The organism is Blautia sp. OF03-13 (assembly GCF_003460685.1).
Taxonomy (GTDB): Bacteria; Bacillota; Clostridia; order Lachnospirales; family Lachnospiraceae; genus Fusicatenibacter; species Fusicatenibacter saccharivorans.
Window position 1 is genome coordinate 1 of record NZ_QTVR01000013.1, and the last position, 19440, is coordinate 19440.

Annotated in this window: 16 protein-coding genes and 1 pseudogene; 16 read left to right on the forward strand and 1 reads right to left on the reverse strand. The window is 50.3% G+C overall.

Annotated features, from left to right (window positions below):
• Positions 1-200 precede the first annotated feature (200 nt).
• From DXA55_RS11000 to DXA55_RS11045, 10 genes are all read left to right on the forward strand, one after another.
• Entirely contained in the window at positions 201-1673 is a 1473-nt protein-coding gene (locus tag DXA55_RS11000; protein WP_117814166.1) for a vWA domain-containing protein, read from the forward strand.
• An 87-nt stretch (positions 1674-1760) separates the two neighbouring features.
• Complete coding sequence (locus DXA55_RS11005) at positions 1761-3203, forward strand: AAA family ATPase (RefSeq protein ID WP_117814168.1); 1443 nt, start codon at positions 1761-1763, stop codon at positions 3201-3203.
• 102 nt (positions 3204-3305) lie between these two features.
• On the forward strand, positions 3306-4043 hold the full coding sequence (gene truA, locus DXA55_RS11010) for a tRNA pseudouridine(38-40) synthase TruA (RefSeq protein WP_117760794.1): 738 nt from the start codon (positions 3306-3308) through the stop codon (positions 4041-4043).
• A gap of 106 nt (positions 4044-4149) precedes the next feature.
• Positions 4150-5478: an electron transport complex subunit RsxC gene (rsxC, locus tag DXA55_RS11015; RefSeq protein ID WP_117814227.1), complete on the forward strand. Its 1329-nt coding sequence runs from the start codon at positions 4150-4152 to the stop codon at positions 5476-5478.
• A gap of 13 nt (positions 5479-5491) precedes the next feature.
• On the forward strand, positions 5492-6448 hold the full coding sequence (locus DXA55_RS11020) for an RnfABCDGE type electron transport complex subunit D (protein WP_117814170.1): 957 nt from the start codon (positions 5492-5494) through the stop codon (positions 6446-6448).
• Positions 6445-7083: an FMN-binding protein gene (locus tag DXA55_RS11025; protein ID WP_117801738.1), complete on the forward strand. Its 639-nt coding sequence runs from the start codon at positions 6445-6447 to the stop codon at positions 7081-7083. The genes DXA55_RS11020 and DXA55_RS11025 overlap by 4 nt, the downstream gene beginning before the upstream one ends.
• The gene (gene rsxE / locus DXA55_RS11030) at positions 7080-7784 is read left to right on the forward strand and encodes an electron transport complex subunit RsxE (RefSeq protein ID WP_117814173.1); all 705 of its coding nucleotides are present in this window, start codon (positions 7080-7082) and stop codon (positions 7782-7784) included. Before DXA55_RS11025 ends, rsxE begins: the two co-directional genes overlap by 4 nt.
• Positions 7781-8356 carry an electron transport complex subunit RsxA gene (gene rsxA / locus DXA55_RS11035; protein WP_022461368.1) on the forward strand — a complete coding sequence of 192 codons (576 nt, stop codon included), beginning with the start codon at positions 7781-7783 and terminating at the stop codon, positions 8354-8356. The genes rsxE and rsxA overlap by 4 nt, the downstream gene beginning before the upstream one ends.
• A gap of 13 nt (positions 8357-8369) precedes the next feature.
• Positions 8370-9164, forward strand: coding sequence for an RnfABCDGE type electron transport complex subunit B (locus tag DXA55_RS11040; protein ID WP_117509259.1), 795 nt, complete (start codon positions 8370-8372; stop codon positions 9162-9164).
• 191 nt (positions 9165-9355) lie between these two features.
• The gene (locus tag DXA55_RS11045; protein WP_022461366.1) at positions 9356-9856 is read left to right on the forward strand and encodes a heme-degrading domain-containing protein; all 501 of its coding nucleotides are present in this window, start codon (positions 9356-9358) and stop codon (positions 9854-9856) included.
• Between the two features lie 113 nt (positions 9857-9969).
• Here the strand turns inward: DXA55_RS11045 and DXA55_RS11050 are convergent, their stop codons facing one another.
• Positions 9970-10797, reverse strand: coding sequence for an RluA family pseudouridine synthase (locus DXA55_RS11050; RefSeq protein WP_330415239.1), 828 nt, complete (start codon positions 10795-10797; stop codon positions 9970-9972).
• A 319-nt stretch (positions 10798-11116) separates the two neighbouring features.
• Between DXA55_RS11050 and ftsH the strand changes: the two genes are divergently transcribed.
• The 6 genes and pseudogenes from ftsH to DXA55_RS11080 all read left to right on the forward strand — a co-directional run bounded on the left by ftsH (position 11117) and on the right by DXA55_RS11080 (position 19364).
• Positions 11117-12976 carry an ATP-dependent zinc metalloprotease FtsH gene (ftsH, locus tag DXA55_RS11055; RefSeq protein ID WP_117509257.1) on the forward strand — a complete coding sequence of 620 codons (1860 nt, stop codon included), beginning with the start codon at positions 11117-11119 and terminating at the stop codon, positions 12974-12976.
• A gap of 152 nt (positions 12977-13128) precedes the next feature.
• Positions 13129-14826 (forward strand): hypothetical protein, encoded by a 1698-nt coding sequence (locus DXA55_RS11060; protein ID WP_117814175.1) that lies wholly within the window; start codon positions 13129-13131, stop codon positions 14824-14826.
• Positions 14827-14886: 60 nt separating this feature from the next.
• Entirely contained in the window at positions 14887-15279 is a 393-nt protein-coding gene (locus tag DXA55_RS11065) for a TIGR04086 family membrane protein (protein ID WP_158565077.1), read from the forward strand.
• Between the two features lie 166 nt (positions 15280-15445).
• Positions 15446-15586, forward strand: a complete 141-nt coding sequence (scfA, locus tag DXA55_RS11070) for a six-cysteine ranthipeptide SCIFF (protein ID WP_022461131.1) — start codon at positions 15446-15448, stop codon at positions 15584-15586.
• 116 nt (positions 15587-15702) lie between these two features.
• Positions 15703-17060 (forward strand): annotated as a pseudogene (gene scfB, locus DXA55_RS11075) (thioether cross-link-forming SCIFF peptide maturase).
• Positions 17061-17084: 24 nt separating this feature from the next.
• Positions 17085-19364 (forward strand): protein translocase subunit SecDF, encoded by a 2280-nt coding sequence (locus DXA55_RS11080; RefSeq protein ID WP_055219577.1) that lies wholly within the window; start codon positions 17085-17087, stop codon positions 19362-19364.
• Positions 19365-19440: the final 76 nt, after the last annotated feature.

Below are 19440 nucleotides of genomic sequence, written 5' to 3' on the forward strand. Positions count from 1 at the left end.
AAGATTGAGTGCAAGTGAGTCAAACGAAAATTTATTTTCAGCTGGCGAACGACGAATGTCGCTTACGCGATAGCGTAAGATTGAGTGCAAGTGAGTCAAACGAAAATTTATTTTCAGCTGGCGAACGACGAATGTCGCTTACGCGGCAGCGTAAGATTGAGTACAAGTGAGAAAACGCGGCGAGTAAGGGAGTGAATAAAATGGATGACTGGAGTAGTTTCAGAACGACGACATCCGAACAGCAGCGCCTCCGGGCTGCACTTTCCGGCTTTTGTGAATCGCAGGATCTTCCGGAAGAACAGCGAGCCGCATATACCGCATACCTGCGGAAACGCATCCGTCCCGCTGTCGAAATGCTGATTCGTGAGGATGATTTTTCAAAGCTGGAACGTATTCTGCAGACCGGATGGCTGTCCGATGCAGACCGAAAACGTTTTCTCAACCTTGCCGCCGACCAGCAGAAATGGCAGGCCTTCCGCATTCTCCTGAACCGGAGCTCACAGGATCCGATGCAGGAGAATACGGAAAGCAGAAAAACAGAAGCTGCGTTTCAAAAAGAAAAGCCCACAAAAGAAAAAGAAGCGCTGGCGCTCCGGCTTTTCGAAGAAGCCCGCAAAAATCTCTGCTGGCTGTCCCCGGAACTTGGTGAAGCGATTCTCTTCTTTCGTCATCAGCCGTCCGACAGGACAAAAGCCATCACATCCGACGGTCATACGATATATTTTAACTCCGATTTTGTACTCCGCATGTGTGCCGAAAATTCATCGTTCCTCAAGGAAGGCTATCAGCACCTGCTGCTGGAATGCATCCGTCGGTTTGGAAAAGAAACACCGGAGCCGGAAAAAGAAGAACAGTCCCCGGTTTCATGGCTGATGCCGGAAAAAGAAAAAAAGTCTCCAGTTTCATGGCTTGTGCCGGAAAAAGAGACGGAACTTATCGAGTCTTTTCAACCAGTCTGGAAACGTGCTGCCCGTAAGTTGGCGGAAAACTACGGCACCGGCGGCCTGCGGCGAGGCCAGAACTGCGGTGGAAAAAAAGAAACTCTGTCCGGGATCGAAAAAAGAGCGTACGATTACCGTCGCTTTCTGAAACGCTTTACCGTTACCCGCGAGGAAATGGAGCTGGATCTCGACAGCTTCGATCCAGTCGCTTACCATTATGGGCTTATGTATTACGGAAATTTCCCTTTCATCGAGCCGCCGGAGACGCGCGAGGGAAACCGTCTCGAAGAGCTGGTTATCGCGATCGACACATCCGGTTCGTGCAAAAAAGAAATCGTAGCAAAATTTCTCGGTGAGACGCGCAGCATTCTTGAAGAAAAAGAAAACTTCTTTTCCCAATGGAACGTCTGCCTGATCCAGTGCGACAGCTTCGTGCAGGATGTCACGATGATCCATTCACCGAAAGAATGGGAAGCTTACCGTGAAACAATTACCATCAAGGGCCGAGGCGGAACCGATTTCCGTCCTGTCTTTCAGAAAGTGGAAGAGTTGCGGAAACAGCATGTATTCCGAAACTTAAAAGCGTTGATCTATTTTACCGACGGAGACGGAATTTATCCCGAACAAAAGCCCGATTACGAGACGGCATTTGTCTTTGTCAGACAGACCGAAAAAATGAATCTTGTCCCAAAATGGGCAAAAAAACTGCTGACAGAAGAATGTACTCTTTGAACAAAACTGACAAAAAAGCATCTCGCAAAATCAAACACAGAAAGATTTCGAGAGTACATAAAGAGTGCATAAGATAAGAGAGATCATATGAACATACAAGAAGCAAAAGAGACAATTGAAAAAGCCCTGCGCGCATACTTTGCAAGAGATGAAATTGGTTTTCCGCTGGTTCCGCTCCGGCAGCAGCGTCCCATTCTCCTGATCGGCCCGCCGGGCATCGGAAAAACGGCAATTATGGAGCAGATCGCAGAAGAGTGCGGTGTGGGGCTTGTCGCCTACACGATGACACACCATACGCGTCAGAGTGCCATGGGCCTTCCGGAGATCTGCACACGTGGAATCGAAGGGAAAATGGTACATACAACGGAATACACGATGAGCGAGATCATCGCCTCGATCTATGACTGCATGGAGCAGACCGGAAAGAAGCGGGGTATCCTCTTTCTCGATGAAATTAACTGCGTCTCCGAGACACTCGCTCCGGTGATGCTGCAGCTTTTGCAGGATAAAAAATTCGGCAACCAGCGCATCCCGGATGACTGGCTGATCGTGGCCGCCGGAAATCCGCCGGAATATAATAAATCTGTGCGGGAATTTGATGTGGCAACGCTTGACCGTGTGCGGAAGATCGAGGTGGTTCCCGAGCTTTCCGTGTGGCTTTCCTATGCAGAGAAAAATCAGATCCACGGTGCTGTGACAACGTACCTTATGGCACACAGTGACCATTTTTATTCTGTTTCGCAGGAAGCGGATGAAAAGCGTTTTGTAACGGCACGCGGCTGGGAGGATTTGTCGGCAGTGCTGAAAAGTTATGAAATCCTGAATTTTCCGGTCGACGAAGCACTGATTGGACAATATTTGCAGGAAGAAAAGACGGCGGAGGAATTCAACTCGTACTACAGGATTTACGAAAAATATGGACAGGATTACGGTGTGGAGGAGATTTTGACCAGTGCATTTTCCGGAGAAATCATGGCAGAAAAAAAGAAGATGGCAGAAAACGGTTCCGCAGAAGAGCGATCTGTACTGCTGTCTCTGTTTCATGCGGCACTTCAGAAAGAGGCATCCGCCTGCCAGAAGCAGGAGCACACGGCAAAGGAACTCTCCGAGTGCTTGCGCCAGTTTACCGGGCTTTGCAGGCAGAAAAAAGATGAGACATACGCATCCTGGCTGCGGCAGAAAGAGCAGGGATTTGCAGTGTGCAAAAAGCAGGGACTGCTGAAAAAGGACGAGGAAGAAACGAATGCGCGGGTCTTGAAAAAGTTAAAAAAACTCGAGGAGACCGCTAAAAAATGTCGCAAAACCGATCCGGATCAGATGAAAGAGCTTTTTGAAACGGTATGTGAACTGGAACAGGAAAAAGCGGAGAAGGAAGTAAAAGATGTGAAGCAACAGATCCGCCGTGCCGCTGAATTTTTACAGAACAGCTTTCCGGGCGGAGCAGAGGTGGTGCTGTTTGAAGCAAATCTGGCGCGAAGTCCAGCGTTACGGGGCTTTTTGATTGAGGAAAGCATGGATGCCGAAGGATAAGCTGCCATTTTGTAAAGAAGAAAATGGTTCTGAAAAGCCCATTTCTGGAGAAAAATGATTTGAAAGGCAGAGGAAAAACGGGACAGAGGAAAGGAGAAAAAGATGAATTATAAAATGATCCTGCAGTACGACGGCACGCGCTATAACGGCTGGCAGAAGCAGGGAAATACGGACAACACGATTCAGGGCAAGCTCGAAACGCTGCTGTCCAGGATCGCAGGAGAGCCGGTGGAGATCCACGGCGCGGGCAGAACCGATGCCGGCGTCCATGCGGCGGGACAGGTCGCAAATGCAAAGTTCCATACGGATCTATCCGATGAAGAACTTCTGCAGACAATCAACCACTATCTGCCGGAAGACATCGAAGTTACCAGCCTCGCGCGGATGCCGGAGCGCTTCCACAGCCGTCTGAATGCGGTGGACAAAACATACGAATACCGTATCGTGATCGATGGCAGAAAGCATGTTTTCGAGCGGAAATACGTGTATTTTCCGGAAGCACCGCTCGATGTGGAAAAAATGAAAGAAGCATCGAAAGCGTTTATCGGAACGTATGATTTCAGGAGCTTCTGTGCCAACAAACGTATGAAAAAATCGACGGTACGGACGATTACCGGAATTGATTTCTGCGAGAAAGACGGGATTCTTATCATTTCCTATACCGGAACCGGTTTTCTGTACCACATGGTGCGGATCCTGACCGGAACGCTTGTGGAGGCCGGGATGGGAAAACGGGATATCGCATCAATGACGGAGCTTCTCAAAGCAAAAAATCGCGAAAGTGCGGGTTTTCTTGCACCGGCATGCGGACTCCTGTTAAAAGAAGTCCGATATGAATAACCGAAATAATCAGGGCAATGCACCAGCCTTTTTTGCATAAAAAACCGAAAAAAGGCTGTGAATTGATAAATGCAGCATAGAAAAGAGAAAGGATGAGGTGAAAAGCATGTTTCAGAAGAAAAGAAATACTTTTCATGGCGGCGTTCACCCGTACGAGGGAAAAGAGCTCTCCAAGGACAAACCGATTGTCAAAGCGCAGCCGGGCAACTTATTGTATTACGCAGTGTCACAGCACATCGGAGCGCCTGCTGTGCCGATCGTACAAAAAGGCGACCATGTAAAAGCGGGACAGAAAATCGCAGAAGCGGGAGGATTTGTTTCGGCTCCTGTTTACGCATCGGTTTCCGGCACGGTAAAAGGAATTGAGAAAAAAGTTTCCGCAGCCGGTTCCCCGGTAGACTGTATCGTTGTGGAGAACGACGGGCTGTATGAAAAAGAAACATTTGAGGAGTGCCCTCATTGGGAAAAACTCGACGCAGATACGATCCGGAACAAGATCAAAGAGGCCGGAATCGTGGGAATGGGAGGTGCAGGCTTTCCGACACACGTCAAGGTATCCCCGAAAGATCCGTCAGCGATTGACCACATTCTCGTCAATGGAGCAGAGTGTGAGCCGTATCTGACGAGCGACTATCGCAGAATGCTCGAAGAGCCGGAAAAGGTGATCGGAGGCTTAAAAATCATGCTGCATATGTTCCCGAAAGCAAAGGGAATCATCTGCATTGAGGACAACAAACCGGACTGTATCGCGAAATTTTGCGAGCTGGTGCTTCCGGGGGACAATATTGAGGTTTTGGAACTTAAAACGAAATACCCGCAGGGTGCCGAGCGTATGCTGATCTATGCAGCAACGGGACGAAAGGTAAATTCCTCCATGCTGCCGGCGGACGCGGGCTGTATCGTGGATAACATTGATACCGTGACCGCTATTTACCAGGCAGTCCGCTTCGGCGAACCGCTGATGAGCCGTATCGTTACCGTGACGGGAGATGCTGTACAGAATCCGTGCAACTTTGAAGTACCGGTCGGCATGCTCTTGTCCGAACTTTTAGAGCAGGCAGGCGGTCTGAAAAACGAGGCGGTCAAGATCATCTGCGGAGGCCCGATGATGGGAAAAGCATTGTTTACAATGGATGTTCCTGTTACTAAGACAACATCTGCACTGACCTGCCTCACCGAGGATGAAGTATCTGCGCTGGCACCATCTGCCTGCATCAACTGCGGACGCTGCGTTTCCGTCTGTCCGGGTCAGATTCTTCCGGCCCGCCTTTCCGTTTTTGCGGAGCACGGCGAGGAAGAGAAGTTCCTGAAATATGGCGGAATGGAGTGCTGTGAATGTGGCTGTTGTTCCTTTATCTGCCCGGCAAGACGTCCGCTGACGCAGGAGATCAGCTCAATGCGTAAAGTGCTTCTGGCAAAGAGAAAGAAGAAATAGGGGGACCTTACATATGAATGGATTATTACACGTATCATCTTCCCCGCACGCACGGTCCAAGGTAACGACGGATAAAATCATGTTTGCCGTCCTGCTTGCCCTTGCCCCGGCAGCCTGCGTGGGAATCTGGAATTTCGGCCTTCGGGCGCTGCTTCTGATTGTGATTTCGATGGCAGTCTGTCCCCTGACGGAATATCTGTATGAAAAAGGAATGAAGAAACCGGTGACGATTGCCGACGGCAGTGCACTGGTAACCGGCCTTCTGCTGGCCATGAACATGCCGGTGCAGGCACCTCTTTGGATGCCGGTGATCGGTGGTGTGTTTGCAATTCTCGTTGTAAAACAGCTTTTCGGCGGTCTTGGCCAGAACATCATGAACCCGGCGCTTGCAGGAAGATGTTTCCTTTTGATTTCCTTCCCGGGTCATATGACAAACTTCGCTGCCCCGGCAGCCGCACACCTCGTGGATACCGTATCCGGTGCGACACCGCTCGCCGCAGCAAAAGCAGGAGAGCAGGTGAATCTGCTGTCTATGTTCCTTGGAAATACGACCGGAACGATCGGTGAGACTTCCGCACTGGCACTTCTGCTTGGCGGCATCTTCCTTGTCTGTATTCATGTGATCGACCTCAATATTCCGCTCATCTACATTGGAACAGAGCTTTTATTTGCCCTGATTTTCGGCGGCCACGGTTTTGATATCAATTTCCTTGGCGCGCATCTTTTTGGCGGTGGTCTGATGCTTGGCGCATGGTTCATGGCAACCGATTACGTTACCCGCCCGATCACAAAGAAGGGACAGTATATCTACGCGGTCATTTTAGGACTTCTGACCGGTGTATTCCGTATCTTTGGAAATTCGGCAGAGGGCGTTTCCTATGCTATCATCTTTACCAACCTTCTGGTTCCGCTTATTGAGCGCGTGACCGTGCCGGTTGGATTCGGAAGAGGAGGCAAGAAGAAAGCATGAATAAAATAGTAAAAAATGCCCTGATTCTTGCGGCGATTACGCTGATCGCCGGCCTGCTTCTCGGTGCGGCCCACCAGGTAACCTTAGAGCCGATCCAGAAACAGCAGGAAAAAGAAAAACAGGAATCCTGCCAGAACGTATTCCCGGAGGCAGTTTCCTTTGAAGAAGTAACAATGAGCGATGCGGAACAGGCAGAGCTTACGGCAGCACTGATCGGCCACGGTTTTGAAGCACAGACGATTGACGAACTGCTGCTTGCAAAAGACGCATCCGGCGCGACGATCGGCCTGGTTGAGATCATCTCCACAACCGAAGGCTATGGCGGCGGCATGCAGTTCTCGATGGGAATTGCATCGGACGGAACGACAAAAGGAATCTCTTTCCTGTCACTTTCCGAGACGGCCGGCCTTGGTATGCGTGCCGACACAGACGATTTCAAGAATCAGTTCAAGGATAAAAACGTAGAAGCATTCTCCTACACAAAATCCGGCGCATCCGCGGATGATGAAATCGATGCGCTGAGCGGAGCAACTCTGACAACGAACGCTGTAACAAACGGTGTCAATGCAGGAATCTGCTGTTTTAACTACTGCAACGAATCCGGTCTGCTTTCCGGAGAGGGAGGGAACTCATGAGAAAAGATACGCCGCTGGAACGGCTTTATAATGGTATCATAAAAGAAAACCCGACCTTCGTCATGATGCTGGGTATGTGTCCGACGCTTGCGGTTACCACTTCTGCAAAGAACGGTATCGGCATGGGACTTGCGACGATGGTCATCCTGACCGCCTCCAACCTGATGATTTCCCTGCTTCGGAAAATCATCCCGGACGGCGTGCGTATGCCAGCATACATCGTTGTTGTGGCATCGTTTGTAACCATCGTGGAATTTTTGATGGAAGGTTTTATTCCGGCACTCTATTCCGCCCTTGGCATCTACATCCCGCTGATCGTTGTAAACTGTATCATTCTGGGACGCGCCGAGGCATATGCTGGAAAACATGGTCCGATCCCGTCGCTGTTTGACGGTATCGGTATGGGTCTTGGCTTTACCGTCGGCCTGACCCTGATCGGTATGTTCCGTGAGCTGATCGGAGCCGGAACCCTGTTCGGTATCCAGGTAATGCCGAGTGCTTACGAGCCGGTCAACATCTTCATCATGGCGCCGGGTGCATTCCTTGTGCTGGCAATGCTCGTTGCGGTGCAGAACCGCATCAAACGCCAGAAGTCAGAGAAAACCGGAAAACCGGCAGTCCCGGCAGAAGAGATCGGCTGTATGGCATGCGCCAATAAGGCATACTGCCAGGCTGTGAAAGGAAAGGAGGAAGCGAAATGAAAGAACTGATTTTGATTGCCATCGGTGCTGCGCTGGTCAATAACGTTGTCTTAAGCCAGTTCCTCGGCATCTGTGCGTTCCTCGGTGTTTCCAAAAAGATGGATACGGCGGCCGGCATGGGCGGAGCGGTTATTTTTGTCCTCACGATTTCTTCATTTGTGACAAGTCTGATTTACAAATTTATCCTGGCACCGGCAGAACTTGATTATCTGAAAACGATCGTTTTCATTCTTGTCATCGCGGCGCTGGTACAGCTCGTTGAGATGTTCCTGAAAAAGACGATTCCGTCTCTGTACCGAGCGCTCGGCGTTTACCTTCCGCTGATTACAACAAACTGCGCGGTACTCGGTGTGGCACTCATCAACGTACAGAAGGATTACACGATTCTGCAGGGTACGGTTTACGGTCTGGCAACCGCAATCGGCTTTACAATTGCCATGGTGCTGATGGCCGGCCTGCGGGAAAAGATGGAGTACAACGATATCCCGGAGTCATTCAAAGGAATGCCGATCGTTCTTCTTACGGCTATGCTGATGTCAATGGCATTTATGGGATTTTCCGGAATGATCTAGGAGGGATGAAGAGATGAATGGTATTTTAGCAGCCACCCTGATGGTGGGTGGAACCGGCCTTTTGATTGGTATTCTCCTTGGAATTGCCGGAAAGAAGTTTTATGTGGAAGTGGACGAGCGCGAGACGAAGGTCCGTGAAGCGCTGCCGGGCAACAACTGCGGCGGCTGCGGTTACCCGGGCTGTGACGGAGCGGCGGCTGCAGTGGTAAAGGGTGAAGCCCCGATTTCGGTCTGTCCGGTCGGCGGAGCGCCGGTTGCGGCAGCGATCGGTGCCATTATGGGACAGGAAGCCGGAGCACAGGAGCGCAGAAAAGCAGTGGTACGGTGCGCCGGTACGTGTGACGTGGCAAAGAACAAGTATGAATACACGGGTGCAAGGGACTGCTCCTACGCTGGTTTTGTACCGGGCGGCGGTCCGAAGAGCTGCGGAAACGGATGTCTTGGTTTTGGAAACTGCGTGAAGGCATGTAAGTTTGATGCGATCCATATTGAAAACGGCATTGCCGTTGTGGACGGCGAAGCGTGCAAGGCATGCGGTGCCTGCGTGAAGGCCTGTCCGAGAAATCTGATCGACCTGATTCCGTATGAGCAGAGGATCACGGTGAAATGCCGCTCAACCGAGAAGGGCAAGGCGGTGATGGCAGCGTGTGAGATCGGCTGTATCGGATGTAAGAAGTGCGAGAAGAACTGCCCGTCGGATGCAATTCACGTTGTGGACCAGCGCGCGGAGATCGACCCGGCAAAATGTACAGGCTGCGGCCTCTGCGCGGAGAACTGCCCGCGGAAGTGTATTATGGTAGAAAAATAAAAATGAGAAATTCCATGCTGTGGGAGGGAACTTCTGCGGCGTGGAATTTTTGCTTTTCGGTGATATCGTGTTAGCCAATGCCGGGGGTGGCTGGCTTGACTTGAATTTGGGAAAATGATAAACTGAAAGTCAGAAAACGAGGGGCAAAAAGCTAAAAAAATATAAAATGGCAGAAAGGACGGGGCAAAAGTATGACAATGACAATGGATGAACTGATGAAAGTGCTCGATATGCAGGAGGATATTCTGCAGTTTACGCATTTTACAAATGCAGACGCATGGGAACTGGGAACGATGATCCTGATGGAGGCAAGACGGCGCGGAGCACAGGTTGGCATCATGATCCGCAGAAGCAACGGGGAAGTTGTATTCCAGTATTGTGATAACGGCATTACGCCGCACAATGTGGAGCTGATGAGACGGAAGAGCAATTCGGTGCTTCTGACGGAGCGGAGTTCGCTGCAGCTCTACATGGCAGCGACGAATGCGCCGGAGAGCGTAAAACAGATGGTACTGGACCCGAAGGAATACGCAATGCTGGGCGGAGGTTTTCCGATCTGCGTGGAAGAAGTCGGCGTTGTGGCAACCGTAGCAGTGTCCGGCATGGGACAGGTTTCGGATCATGATGTGATTGTGAAATGCATCAGCAAATATTTGCATATCGATGAAGTACCGAGAATCAGAACTGTATGAAAATGATGATTGAAACTAAATTTTGTGTATGATACAATGTCACCGGCAAAAAGACATGACAGTTCCATCAGGGACAACAAAACCCCCGTGAGCGGCAACTCACGGGGGTTGGTTTATGTCAGCAGGTTTTGCATATCTTCCGGCAGTGGTGCGTGGAAGTTTAAGGGTTCTCCGGTGATCGGATGGACGAAGGAGAGCGATGCAGAGTGAAGTGCCTGGCGGGGGAAAGTGCCGGGAGTTTTGTTGTAGAGGGTATCGCCGAGCAGCGGATGGCCGATGTAAGCCATGTGGACGCGGATCTGGTGGGTGCGGCCGGTTTCGAGATTGAGTTCGAGGTGGGAGAAAACGGAGCAGTGCGCGAGGGTGCGGTAATGGGTTACGGAGCGCTCGCCGGAGGCAAAGTCGACGGTGCGCTGGATGAGGGAGCCGTTGAGGCGGGCGATCGGGGCGTCGATGGTGCCGGATGCAGCGGTTTCGCCGAGGGCGAAGGCCTGATACGTGCGGTGGATTTCGCGGGAGCGCATGGCCTGGGAGAGGACGGCGGCGCTTAAGGCGTGCTTGGCGAGCACGATAAGGCCGGTGGTGTCGCGGTCGAGGCGGTTGATGCAGCGGTAGACGAAGGGTTCACCTTTCTGTTCAAAATACCATGCAATGCCGTTTGCCAGCGTATTTTCATAATTTCCAATCGACGGATGAATCGGCGTATCAGCGGGTTTATCCACAACGAGGATGTCGTCATCCTCATACACAACCGAAAACGGAACCGGCCGCGGCAGAATTCCGTCGGAGGGTTCTGTTTCGACAAGGTGCGTTTCGATCACATCCCCGGCGTGCACGGCCTGGCTCGTCCAGGCGCGGACGCCGTTTCGGAAAATGCCGTCCTCTGTGCGTTTTAGCCCGTAATAATATGGCGCGAATATCCATGCCGGCGGAGAAACCATTCCACAGTCAGATTTTCCCGTTCCTCCTCCGGCAAAACCACATATGTAAACCTGTGTCCCATACACAAAACCTCCGTTTCTATAGCTTTTTTATCGAATGAACCCTGTCATTTCGGGGCAAAATTTCAAAAAGAGACTTTCCCAGTCTTTCGCAAGTATAGCCGAAAACAGATGGAAAAGCAAGAAACTTACCTTTCTATAGCGAAAATATAAAAAAGTATAAAAGTTTCATGAAATGTCAGAATTTGATTGATTTTAGCGAAAGAAAAGTTTATGCTACTAAAAAAGAAAGAAAATCAAGAAACAGGAGGGGATACAGATGAAGCAGGTGCAAAAACCGAAAAAACCCATAATTTTTTATTATGTAATTGCGCTGATCGTCATTCTGCTGTTAAATCTTCTGCTTTTCCCGAGACTTCTCGAGCCCAAAGTAACAGAAGTTGATTACGGAAAATTTTTGCAGATGGTAGATAACAACGAAATCAGCGAAGTCCAGATCCAGTCAAATGAGATTATTTTCAGCGACAAATCAAGCCCGGCGAATTATTATAAGACGGGTGTGATGAATGATTACAAGCTGGTAGATCGTTTATATGAGGCAGGTATTACCGAATTCGGAACGCCGATCATAGAGCAGATGTCGCCACTCATGGAATTTCTTTTAACATGGGTAATACCGATCGTTGTGATGGTTGCGCTCGGACAGTGGCTGATGAAACGCATGACGAGCAAGATGATGGGCGGCATGGGAAATGCGATGAGCTTTGGAAAGAGCAACGCCAAGGTTTATGTACAGTCCGAAACCGGCATTAAATTTGCAGATGTTGCCGGAGAGGATGAGGCAAAAGAAATTTTACAGGAGATTGTTGACTTCCTGCATAATCCCAAAAAATATGAAGAAATTGGTGCAAAAATGCCGAAAGGAGCACTGCTTGTCGGCCCTCCAGGAACCGGTAAAACGCTGCTTGCAAAGGCAGTAGCCGGTGAGGCAAACGTTCCGTTCTTCTCCATCTCCGGCTCCGAGTTCGTCGAGATGTTCGTCGGCATGGGAGCTGCGAAGGTGCGTGACCTGTTCCAGCAGGCAAATGAGAAAGCACCGTGTATCGTCTTTATCGATGAGATCGATACCGTCGGCAAAAAACGTGACGGCGGCGGATTCTCCGGAAACGACGAGCGTGAGCAGACCCTGAACCAGCTGCTTGCCGAGATGGATGGATTCGATGGAAAGAAAGGCGTTGTCATTCTGGCAGCGACGAACCGTCCGGATTCCCTGGACCCGGCACTTCTTCGTCCGGGCCGTTTCGACCGCCGTGTGCCGGTTGAACTGCCTGACTTAAAAGGCCGTGAGGAAATCCTGAAAGTCCATGCGAAAAACATCCGCGTGGGCGACAATGTCGATTACAATGCGATCGCACGTATGGCATCCGGTGCTTCTGGTGCAGAACTTGCCAATATGATCAACGAGGCAGCACTCCGTGCCGTCCGTGATGGAAGAAAATTCGTCACCCAGGCGGATCTGGAGGAGAGCGTTGAGGTTGTCATCGCCGGATACCAGAAGAAGAATAAGATCATGACCGACAAAGAGAAACTGATCGTTTCCTACCACGAGGTCGGCCATGCACTCGTCGCAGCACTGCAGAGCCATTCCGCTCCAGTTACGAAGATCACCATTATCCCGCGTACGTCCGGCGCCCTAGGCTATACGATGCAGGTGGATGAAGATGAGCATAATCTGATGAGCCGTGAAGAGCTGGAAAATAAAATTGCAACCCTGACCGGCGGCCGTGTGGCAGAGGATCTGGTGTTCCATTCCATCACGACAGGTGCTTCGAACGATATCGAGCAGGCAACGAAGGTGGCAAGAGCCATGATCACCCGCTTCGGTATGAACGAGGAATTTGGTATGGTTGCATTTGAGACGGTAACGAACCAGTACCTCGGCGGTGACACTTCCCTGGCATGCTCCGAATCGACAGCAGCACAGATTGATGAGAAGGTTGTTGCAGCAGTCAGAAAACAGTACGACAAAGCAGAGCAGCTCTTAAAAGATAACATGCCGAAACTCCACGAGCTGGCAAAATATCTGTATGAGAAAGAGACAATCACAGGTGATGAGTTTATGGAAATCCTGAATTTATCCCCGGATCAGCTCACGACAACGAGAATGGAAACAAACTAAAAAGCGATAAAAGCAGATGAGAATCCCGCGTTTCAAGGCGACTTCAGCCTTGCGCGGGATTCTTTCTTGTGCTATAATGCTGTAATGCGAAATTATGACACAAAAAGACAGATTTTTTTAAGATAGACCAAGAGAACATAAGGAGAAACGCAATGAAGAAAAAACAGGCATGGAAAGTGATGGGTGCTGTCCTTGCGGGCACACTGGTATTTTCCGATGCAGTTCCGCTCCGTGCCAGCGCATCGGCAGGAACGGAAAAAAGCGCAGTACAGAACGAAACTGTCTCCGGAACGGAGAACGGTACAGAGACAAAACGGGCAGCCGTTTATGTGAATCTGAAAACCGGCGATGATACGGCAGACGGTACAACGGCAGAGACAGCAGTAAAAACCGTGGAAAAAGCACAGGAGCTTCTTGCAGTTGCAGCGGCAGAACTGCAGGCGGACGGGAAAACAACCGAAAAAAACACTGCTGCAGATACCAGCAAAACGGCAGCGGAGGAAGCAGCAGAAAAATATCTGGTATTCGTCGGAATGGATGAAAAAGAGCTGGAAACGTATCGAAAGAAACAGCAGAAAACAGACTTCAGGGGAAGAGTAACAGATACCGTTTTTGCGGCAGATGAAATCGTGGTGACAGAAGCCGGATATGAGGCTGTTCTGGCAGCAGAAAAAGCAAAAGAAACGGTTTCGGAAACACCAACGCTTGCGCCAGGCGAGTCTCCGGCACCGGATGCGGCAGAAGATACCGTAACACCAACTCCGGGTCCGACGGAAACGCCGGATGCAGAGCCGACCGCAGAACCAACGGTGACCCCGGACGCAGAACCAACGGTGACCCCGGACGCAGAGCCGACCGTAACGCCGGCGGAGGAACCAACGGCAACTCCGACACCGGATGCGGACAACGGAGAAGATACAGGGGATACACCAACGGCAGCGCCGACACCGGATGCGGAACCGACCGTAACGCCGGAAGTAACTCCGACGACAGCACCGGGCGAGAATACCGATGACAGTGAAAATCCGGAGAATCCGGAAACTCCGGCAGAAGATCCAACCGTGACACCTGCCCCGGATGATACAGCAAAAGACGATCCTGCAGCAGATGATACAAACCAGGGCGATACAAACCAGGATAACCAGAACGGAACGGGAAATGATGCATCATCGGACCAGTGGAAACAGGATGAAAATCTGGATGACCTTGTAAAAGATGAAATTCAGAAAGAAAACGAAACCGTAAAAAATTTCGATGAAATTTCCAATCCATCCGGTACGGACAGCACAGAAGACGGCTATCTGATCTCCAATGTCTCTCTTTTGATCCAGCCGGTGGCAGTAAGTCTGTCCAGAAGCCTTGTATCAGAGGAGCAGACGGAAACAGCAGAAGCTGAGACGGCGGACGAAGGCGAGCATGAACTGCTTGCAGCTGCAGAGCAGAAATCCAACCTGAGTGCAGGTGAAATGACAGCAAGTGCAGCCGATGACGTAAGTACGCTGCGTGCCGCAGGAACGATCCTTGTAGGACCGGACAACTACGGAACGAATAAGACATCCACTCCGACTCCGACAGCCACACCGTCGAAGAGCAGCAGTAACAACAGCTCTTCCAATTCCAATACCGGAAGCACAAAGATTCCGCAGAAGAAGACACAGACCACTGTAAGCATCCGCAGCATCCCGGTCAACACCGGCGATGAGACCATGGTGCTTCCACTGGCCATCAGTTCCGCACTTTCTGCAGCAGTTATGCTCTGTATGGCATTCCTGCAGATGCAGGCAAAACGTGCCAGGAGCCTGGCCGCATGGCTGGAATTCAAAAAGAATCATCCATTTGATGAAGAATAAAGAAACAGGCATAACCGAAAAGGCCGTTCCATACATTACAGTATGGGAGGGCTTTTTCTTATGGAAGAAAAGAAAACATGGGTGAAGAACCCGGGCAGCGGGATCGGCTGGCTGAAGGCGCTTCTCGTTTCTTATCTGATCTCGGTGCTCCTTCTTCTGTTTTTGTCTTTCCTGCTCTGGAAATTTTCCTGGAAGGAAAGCTGGGTGCAGGCGGGCATCGTGGTGATTTATCTGGCGTCAAGCTTTTGCGGCGGAAGAATGACAGGAAACATGGCAGAAAAACGGCGGTTTCTGTGGGGAATCTGTTTCGGAATCGTGTATTTTGCCGTTCTTATCATAGCCTCTGCCGTCTTTTTGCCGGGCGGCTTTGCCGGAGCAGGAAGGCTTCTGTGGGCGGCAGCCGTCTGTGCGGTCGGCGGAATGGCAGGGGGGATGACAGCACATGGCAGGTGAAAACCCGGCGCAAACAGAACAAAACAAAAGAAAACCTGACGCAAACAGAATATTTTTTGAAAAAACAGACTTTTAAATTTGAAAAACCTATGCTATAATGGGAAGAGCTAATGGCCGAAGACTATAAAAAAGTCGCGCGTCAACTACAATGAAGGAGGAATGTGCCATGAAACACATCAAAACTTTAAATACAAAAAGCTTACAGAACACTGTAAAAAAAGGTGGATGCGGTGAGTGCCAGACATCCTGCCAGTCCGCATGTAAGACTTCTTGCACCGTAGGCAACCAGAGCTGCGAGCATAAGTAAAAGTAATCCATAAGGACGAGTAAAAGGTGTTCCCAGAACCGGTTTCGCCGGATTTGGGAACATTCTTTTTGCCAGGCACATCAAAAAAAGAGAGAGTTATAGAAAGGAATACCACAGTGATACATTTATATAAAAGCAATGGCTTCAACATGGTGCTGGACGTCAACAGCGGCTCCGTCCATGTTGTGGATGACTGCGTATACGATGTCCTTTCCTGCATGAACGAAGGAAAAAATGCAGAAGAGGCAGCAGAGGCGCTTAGCTGTAAATATGCCGAGCAGGACATCACCGAAGCCAGAGAAGAAATTCAGGAACTTACAGACAACGGCATGCTCTTTACAAAAGACATCTACGAAAACGCAATTGATCAGTTTCCAACCGTCCGACCGTCGTAAAAGCACTCTGCCTCCACATTGCACACGACTGCAACCTTGCCTGTCGTTACTGCTTCGCAGAAGAGGGCGAGTATCACGGAAGACGTGCACTGATGTCCCTGGAAGTCGGCAAAAAAGCGCTTGATTTCTTGATCGCAAACTCCGGCAGCAGAAGAAACCTCGAGGTAGATTTCTTCGGCGGTGAACCGCTGATGAACTGGGATGTTGTAAAACAGCTCGTAGCCTACGGAAGAGAACAGGAGAAGTTACATAACAAGAACTTCCGTTTCACCCTGACCACCAACGGTGTTCTCTTAAACGACGAGGTCATGGAGTTCTGCAATAAAGAGATGGGCAACGTCGTATTAAGTATTGACGGAAGAAAAGAAGTTCACGATCACATGCGTCCGTTCCGCAAAGGTGCCGGAAGCTACGATCTGATCGTGCCGAAATTCCAGAAATTCGCTGAGCTTCGTCATCAGGACAAATACTATGTGCGCGGAACCTTCACGCATTACAACACAGACTTTGCAGCTGATGTTCTCCATCTGGCAGACCTCGGCTTCAAGCAGATCTCGGTTGAGCCTGTTGTAGCGCCTCCGACCGAGGACTATGCGATCCGTGAGGAAGACCTTCCGGTGATCTTCGAACAGTACGACATTCTGGCAAGAGAGATGATCAAGAGAGAAAAAGAGGGAAGAGGCTTCAATTTCTTCCACTTTATGATCGATCTGACCGGCGGACCATGTGTTTATAAACGTCTTTCCGGCTGCGGTTCCGGAACCGAGTACCTTGCGGTAACACCGTGGGGCGATTTCTATCCGTGCCACCAGTTCGTAGGACAGGAAGATTTCTGCCTTGGAAATGTTTACGAAGGCGTGAAAAAGACAGAAACGGTCAACGAATTCAAAAAATGCAACGTTTATTCCAAAAAGGAGTGCAGCCAGTGCTTTGCACGGTTCTACTGCAGCGGCGGATGCGCGGCAAACTCCTACAACTTCACAGGTAAGATCAACGATGTTTACGAGATCGGCTGTAAGATGCAGCAGAAGCGGATCGAGTGCGCATTGATGATAAAGGCAGCTCTGGCCGAAGATTAAAGAAAAGAGGAAAATCGCGACATGATGAAAAAGAAACAGAGTATCATCGCGCTCGTCCTGGCAGCCATTGTAACAGTGCTTCTTGGATGGACGATGATCAAAGGATGGGGTCCTACCGGAACCGGTTCGATGAAAAACATCAACCTGGGTCTGGATCTGTCCGGCGGTGTCAGCATTACCTACCAGGCCGTAAAGGACAACCCGACAGACGAAGAAATGTCAGATACCCGCTACAAGCTGGAACAGCGTGCGCAGCAGTACAGCGAAGAGGCACAGGTATATCTGCAGGGCGACAACCGTATCACCATTGAAATCCCGGGTGCAACCGATGCAACCACCATTCTGGAAGAGATGGGTAAACCGGGAAGCCTGTATTTCATCAAACAGACCAACGATGACGGAACAGAAAACTACACCTACGACAGCTCGACCGGCGAGTACGTTCTGAACGGAAAAACTATCGAAGAGCTCGAGGAGGACGGCTCCGTCGTTCTGACCGGTAAAGATGTGGAGAGCGCAGAAGCCATGCATCAGCAGAACTCCACCACAAAAGCAACCGAGAGCGTCGTTCAGCTGAAAATGACCGACGAAGGAAAACAGAAATTTGCAGACGCAACCCAGGAAGCCTACAGCGCAGGAAAGAGCATCGGTATCTACTATGATGAAAAATTCGTCAGTGTACCGAGTGTAAACGCTGTGATTTCCGATGGTACTGCAGTCATCTCCGGCGGAAACATGGACTGGGATGAAGCAACCAGCCTGGCATCCACCCTCCGTATCGGTTCCCTTTCCCTGAAACTTGAGGAGATCAACTCCAGCGTCGTTGGAGCACAGCTTGGATCTGCAGCTGTTTCCACCAGCGTGAAAGCGGGAGCGATCGGCATTATCCTGATCATCATCTTCCTTGCAGTTGTATACCGCCTGCCTGGTATTGCAGCCGGATGGGCACTGCTCATTTACGTTGAGCTGAACCTGATTTCTTTAAATGCATTTGACCTGACCCTGACTCTGCCTGGTATCGCCGGTGTTATCCTGTCGATCGGTATGGCAGTCGATGCGAACGTTATCATCTACGCCCGTATCGAGGAGGAGATCGGTGCCGGAAAGACGGTTCATGCAGCAATCCGCGACGGATTCAAGAAGGCAGCTTCTGCCATCCTGGACGGAAACGTGACGACCCTGATTGCAGCAGCTGTTCTGTATGCGCTTGCGAGCGGAAGTGTCCGCGGATTCGCCATGACACTTGCTCTTGGTATTGTTCTTTCCATGTTCAGCGCCATGGTTGTTTCCAGACTGCTGGTCAACAGCCTGTACGGTATGGGACTGAAGGATGCGAAATACTACGGAACCAAGAAAGAGCGCAAGGGATTTCCATTTGTGGAAAAGAGAAAGATCTTCTTCACGATCTCCTGCATTCTGCTGCTTGCCGTTCCGGCCAGCATGATTTTCATGCATCAGACAAAGGGAAGCGCACTGAACTTCGGCCTTGACTTCAAGGGCGGTACTTCCATCAACGTTCCGTTCAACGAGGATTACTCCATCGAAGAGCTGGACAAAGAGGTAGAGCCGGTTGTGGAAGGCGTGACAAAAGATTCCAATATTCAGATGACAAAGGTTGTCGGAGGCAACAATGTCATCATCAAAACACGTTCTCTGACTCTGGAAGAGCGTGAGCAGGTTTACCAGGCAATGGCAGACAATTTCGGTGTCGATACTTCTGAAATCACTTTCGACAACATTTCTTCTACTGTAAGTAAAGAAATGAGCCAGAATGCGATGAAAGCAGTTATCATCGCTGTAGTCTGCATGCTGTTGTACATCTGGATCCGTTTCCGCGACATCCGTTTCGCATCGAGTGCCATCCTTGCACTGATGCACGATATCGCCATTGTATTCGGATTCTATGTGGTATCCCGTATTTCGGTCGGCAGCACCTTTATCGCGTGTATGCTGACGATCCTCGGCTATTCCATCAACAGTACGATCGTCATCTTTGACCGTATCCGTGAGAATCTGCCGGAGTTAAAGAGAGAGCCGATCGAGTCCCTGGTTGACCGCTGCATCACGGACACCCTGACCCGAAGCATTTACAGTTCCCTCACCACCTTTATCACCATCTTTGTTCTGTTCGTGATGGGAGTTTCTTCCATCCGCGACTTTGCAGCACCTTTGATGGTTGGTATCGTATGCGGAGCTTACACTTCTGTCTGCATCACAGGTGCCCTGTGGTATGTGATGAAGCACGTTGGAAAAAACAAATATGTGCCGTCCAAAGCAGTACAGAATAAGACAAAAAATAAATAAAAGCAGCAAAAACCATAAAAAGAGAAACGCCGGACCGGAAAAGTCCGGCGTTTCCTGCTAACAGGAAAGAGGAGAA

Bases quoted from the DNA above. Each gene is read 5' to 3' on its own strand.
- DXA55_RS11000 (WP_117814166.1), top strand. From the start codon at position 201: ATGGATGACTGGAGTAGTTTCAGAACGACGACATCCGAACAGCAGCGC.
- DXA55_RS11005 (WP_117814168.1), top strand. From the start codon at position 1,761: ATGAACATACAAGAAGCAAAAGAGACAATTGAAAAAGCCCTGCGCGCA.
- truA (WP_117760794.1), top strand. From the start codon at position 3,306: ATGAATTATAAAATGATCCTGCAGTACGACGGCACGCGCTATAACGGC.
- rsxC (WP_117814227.1), top strand. From the start codon at position 4,150: ATGTTTCAGAAGAAAAGAAATACTTTTCATGGCGGCGTTCACCCGTAC.
- DXA55_RS11020 (WP_117814170.1), top strand. From the start codon at position 5,492: ATGAATGGATTATTACACGTATCATCTTCCCCGCACGCACGGTCCAAG.
- DXA55_RS11025 (WP_117801738.1), top strand. From the start codon at position 6,445: ATGAATAAAATAGTAAAAAATGCCCTGATTCTTGCGGCGATTACGCTG.
- rsxE (WP_117814173.1), top strand. From the start codon at position 7,080: ATGAGAAAAGATACGCCGCTGGAACGGCTTTATAATGGTATCATAAAA.
- rsxA (WP_022461368.1), top strand. From the start codon at position 7,781: ATGAAAGAACTGATTTTGATTGCCATCGGTGCTGCGCTGGTCAATAAC.
- DXA55_RS11040 (WP_117509259.1), top strand. From the start codon at position 8,370: ATGAATGGTATTTTAGCAGCCACCCTGATGGTGGGTGGAACCGGCCTT.
- DXA55_RS11045 (WP_022461366.1), top strand. From the start codon at position 9,356: ATGACAATGACAATGGATGAACTGATGAAAGTGCTCGATATGCAGGAG.
- DXA55_RS11050 (WP_330415239.1), bottom strand. From the start codon at position 10,797: ATGGTTTCTCCGCCGGCATGGATATTCGCGCCATATTATTACGGGCTA.
- ftsH (WP_117509257.1), top strand. From the start codon at position 11,117: ATGAAGCAGGTGCAAAAACCGAAAAAACCCATAATTTTTTATTATGTA.
- DXA55_RS11060 (WP_117814175.1), top strand. From the start codon at position 13,129: ATGAAGAAAAAACAGGCATGGAAAGTGATGGGTGCTGTCCTTGCGGGC.
- DXA55_RS11065 (WP_158565077.1), top strand. From the start codon at position 14,887: ATGGAAGAAAAGAAAACATGGGTGAAGAACCCGGGCAGCGGGATCGGC.
- scfA (WP_022461131.1), top strand. From the start codon at position 15,446: ATGAAACACATCAAAACTTTAAATACAAAAAGCTTACAGAACACTGTA.
- DXA55_RS11080 (WP_055219577.1), top strand. From the start codon at position 17,085: ATGAAAAAGAAACAGAGTATCATCGCGCTCGTCCTGGCAGCCATTGTA.